Genomic DNA, 3,803 nt, shown 5'->3' with positions numbered 1-3,803 from the left:
TTCGGGGATTTCTGACCATGATGACCCGGTGCGGAAGCGCCACAGGATTCCGTTGAGAACCATGCGATCATCAACCCGTGGAACGCCACGAGGTTTGCTCGGCAACAGCGGTGCAATAATCGACCATTCTCGTTCCGTGAGTTCATAGCGGCGACGTGACATCAAAGACCTCCAAATCCGAGGCCTTTCAATAACCAATCCATTCAAATAGCTAGCCTATTTATGAGTGCACGGCCTAGCAGATAAAATAAAATCCGGAGATGTCTCTCCCGCCGTAGCGATGGGCTTAGCCAAAGTAAGGGGGAATATGTCGGGCTGGAGCACTGCGTTGCAGGATCACGGATGCACTATGATGCGACGATGAAGTAATGTCGTCGTTCCAAAGGCTGCGGGCAGATTTCTTGTTTCAACACACGGGAAGTCAATCTTACTATTCGTGTGCGTTGACGACGGCCAAAAAGGCCGGACCGTAGCGTTCGAGCTTTGTATCGCCCACACCGGGCACGTCGGCCATTTGGGCGCGTGAGGCTGGCCGGGCTGTGGCCAGTTCAATCAGTGTCCGATCGTGGAAAATGACGTAAGGTGGGACATTTTGCGCGCGCGCGATCTCTAACCGCTTCTCGCGCAACGCATGAAACAGCGCCTCATCATGCTCCGAAAGGGCGGATGTTGCCGATTTTCCACGCGTAACAGCACCACGCGATGGCTTCGATTTGGGCGGGACACGCAACCTGAGCGTCTGCTTTACGCGCAAAAACTGCCTGCCTGTCTCCGAGATCGACAAACCGCCGTGTCCGGCAAGGTCGACATCGATCAGCCGCTGCGCGACCAACTGCCGTACGATCGCGCGCCAGGTGTGATTGTCATGCTCGCGGCCGATTCCGAAAGTCGAAATCTGGTCGTGGCCGAAGCGGCTGATGCGCTCATCCTCGACGCCAAGAAGGACATCCACAATATAGGCTTGCCCGAACCGTTCCCCGGTTCTGTGGATGCAGGACAATATTTTCTGCGCGGCTATTGTCCCCTCGAAGAGGGTTGGCGGTTCGGCACAGGTATCGCAATTGCCGCATGGTTCGCATCGATCCCCGAAATAAGACAGCAGCACCTGTCTGCGACAGTTCGCGGTTTCGGCGAGCCCAAGAAGTGTGTCGAGTTTCTGCCGCTCCATCCGCTTGCGCTGATCGGGCGCGTCGGATTCTTCGATGAAGCGGCTGCGCAGGACGATATCGTCATAACCGTAGAGCATCATCGCCTCGGCTGGAAGTCCGTCGCGCCCCGCACGCCCTGTCTCCTGATAATAGGCTTCGATGCTTCCCGGCAGATCGATATGGGCGACGAAGCGAATATCCGGCTTGTCGATGCCCATCCCAAAGGCAATCGTCGCCACCATGATGATTGCCTCGTCATGTTGGAATCGTGCCTGGTTAGCCTCGCGCGCATGCTTCTCCATGCCGCCATGATAGGAGAGGGCGTCGTAGCCCAGGCTGCGCAACCATTCGGCTGTTTCTTCCGTCTTCCGTTTTGAAAGACAGTAAACGATGCCGCTTTCGTTCTGGTGATCCTGTAGAAAGCGTTTCAATTGCGCACGGGGATTATCCTTCTCCATGATCGTGTAGCGAATATTGGGACGGTCGAAACCGGCGATGAAGGCATCGCGCTTGTCAATCTGCAGATGCGACAGAATTTCCGCACGTGTCGGCTCGTCGGCGGTTGCGGTCAACGCCATGCGTGGCGTGTCGGGAAACTGCGTCATCAACACATCGAGCTGCCGATAGGATGGCCTGAAATCATGCCCCCATTGCGACAGACAATGTGCTTCGTCTATAGCGATCAGCGAGAGAGGCACATCGCTCAGGCGTTGCAATGTATCCGGTCTGAGCAGGGTTTCAGGCGCCACATAGAGCAGATCAAGCACCCCAGCATGGATATCACGCCACAAGGCCAGCCTGTCATCACCAGCAAGGTCGGAATTGAGCGCCGCAGCCTTTACACCCGCCTGCCGGAGCGCGGAGACCTGATCGGTCATCAACGCCAGAAGCGGTGAAACCACGATCCCCATGCCCGGTCGCGCAAGAGCGGGAATCTGATAGCATAGTGATTTGCCGCCGCCCGTCGGCATCAGAACGAATGCATTATTGCCTGCTATTGCATGCGATACGATCTCCGCTTGCCGCCCACGGAAGGCATCGTATCCATAAATGGTTTTGAGAATGTGGAGCGGGTCAGTCATCATCAGCAGTCAAAGCATCATTTGTTGTTCAGATTCGGCATCTACATTCATAGCAGGCGTCAGCGGAAAATCAGTCGTTCATCGCAAGAAACGATGCCAGCGATCATACCGCATGGACGCGTTGCGGATACCAAACAGTCTTTATCCGAGGCATGAGCAGACCAAGGGACAATCTATCGATCATAAATGCACTTTTTAGTGATCTGTCCATTCAGCGTCAGATTCTCTTTGAACGAACAACAGCACGGCTCAGTCGCGTAGCCAGTTTTCGACCCTCAGAGCACGGATGCGTGAGAATTCTCCGGTATTGGCCGTGACTAACACCACCCCGAGCGCATAAGCATGGGCAGCAATGAAGAGGTCATTCGGACCGATGGGCTTACCAACGGCTTCCAATTCGGCTCGGATTCGCCCATATTCGGCGTCGGCAGGCGTATCAAGTGCAAGCACTTGCATACTTCCAAGAATGGCCTCGATGTGCGCCAGCAGCTTTGGCGACCCCTTTTTGGCGCATCCATAACGCAACTCTGCTGCCGTGATGATACTGACGCAAACAGCTTCTGGTCCAACCTCGGCGATGCGTTTGGCGACAGCGCCCTTGGGGTTTCGTGCAAGCTCGGACACGACATTGGTGTCAAGCATGTAGAGCGCGCTCACAGATCGATTTCTTTTAACGGTAGCAGGGTATCGTCAATATCAGGGAACTGATCTTCCGGTCCAAGCGGTTCCAATCCGGCAAGCACTTCCAACAGGTTCAGGCGACGCACCGGCTCTATGATAAGTCGATCTCCATCGCGATGGATCATCACCCGGTCGCCGGGAAGTTCGAAGTCAGCTGGAATGCGTACAGCCTGGCTCTTATTGTTACGGAAGAGTTTTGCTTCGCGGGCTGGTGTAGGTTCGGAGTGTCGGAGCTGTGGCATATTGGTCTCCTTTGTATATACACGAGTATATACATCGTGGCAGGACAAATTTCAAGCGGAGCGCGGTCGCTAGCGCGCAATTGTACGTCGTTCAACGATGTTGCGGCGGTTCATAGTTGGCACCAAACTGCGATGTGGGAAGACATAGTCGGCGATGGGAGTGCATGACAACGCAGACTCCTCGGAACTGAAATATAGAATATAATCAATTGTGAATTCAGGCTGAAGCCCGACTTTTCGGTATGAGTTTATTCATAGCGATGTCTGTTTGCGACAAGTTTCTGACGGAAGATCTCTGCCGGTGTTTTGTAACCCAGACATTTGCGCGGCGTATTGTTGAGGCGACTGCAAATGAATGTCAGATCCCGGTCAGTTATTGCCAGCGGGTCGATGTCTCTTGGAAGCCAGCGTCTGGTGCGTCTGTTGGTGTTTTCGACAGTGCCTTTTTGCCAGGGTGATTGTGGGTCGCAAAACCATGTTTGCGATCCGATACCGGCCTGCAGATAAGCCCATTCCGTGAACTCGGTGCCTCGATCAAAGGTGATCGACCGGCGTGCAATATGGGGAAGGGGGTGCAGCACGGTAATCAGTCCATTCATGACAGCACGGGACTGACGATCATTGTTGCGCAACAGGACGGTAAAGCGGCT

5 protein-coding genes are annotated in these 3,803 nt (G+C 54.6%); all 5 read right to left on the bottom strand.

All coding sequences use genetic code 11. The features are described from left to right. Positions 1 to 162 (bottom strand): transposase (locus ACTJKP_RS25490; protein ID WP_440632666.1); only part of this gene is annotated, 162 nt, incomplete at its 3' end. A gap of 268 nt (positions 163 to 430) precedes the next feature. Then, positions 431 to 2,233, bottom strand: a complete 1,803-nt coding sequence (recQ, locus tag ACTJKP_RS25485; protein WP_440632664.1) for a DNA helicase RecQ — start codon at positions 2,231 to 2,233, stop codon at positions 431 to 433. 246 nt (positions 2,234 to 2,479) lie between these two features. Further along, positions 2,480 to 2,887, bottom strand: a complete 408-nt coding sequence (locus tag ACTJKP_RS25480; protein ID WP_078340605.1) for a type II toxin-antitoxin system VapC family toxin — start codon at positions 2,885 to 2,887, stop codon at positions 2,480 to 2,482. Then, a complete protein-coding gene (locus tag ACTJKP_RS25475; protein WP_182514690.1) occupies positions 2,884 to 3,153 on the bottom strand; it encodes an AbrB/MazE/SpoVT family DNA-binding domain-containing protein in 270 nt (89 codons plus the stop codon). Before ACTJKP_RS25475 ends, ACTJKP_RS25480 begins: the two co-directional genes overlap by 4 nt. Positions 3,154 to 3,401: 248 nt before the next feature. Further along, a partial coding sequence (locus ACTJKP_RS25470; protein WP_440631695.1) for an IS30 family transposase occupies positions 3,402 to 3,803 on the bottom strand: 402 nt, incomplete at its 5' end.

It is taken from the genome of Brucella sp. 22210 (assembly GCF_052045675.1).
Taxonomy (GTDB): domain Bacteria; phylum Pseudomonadota; class Alphaproteobacteria; order Rhizobiales; family Rhizobiaceae; genus Brucella.
The sequence above is the reverse complement of the archived record's forward strand: the minus strand, read 5'-3'. Positions and strand labels throughout refer to the sequence as shown.

Bases quoted from the DNA above. Each gene is read 5' to 3' on its own strand.
- recQ (WP_440632664.1), bottom strand. From the start codon at position 2,233: ATGATGACTGACCCGCTCCACATTCTCAAAACCATTTATGGATACGAT.
- ACTJKP_RS25475 (WP_182514690.1), bottom strand. From the start codon at position 3,153: ATGCCACAGCTCCGACACTCCGAACCTACACCAGCCCGCGAAGCAAAA.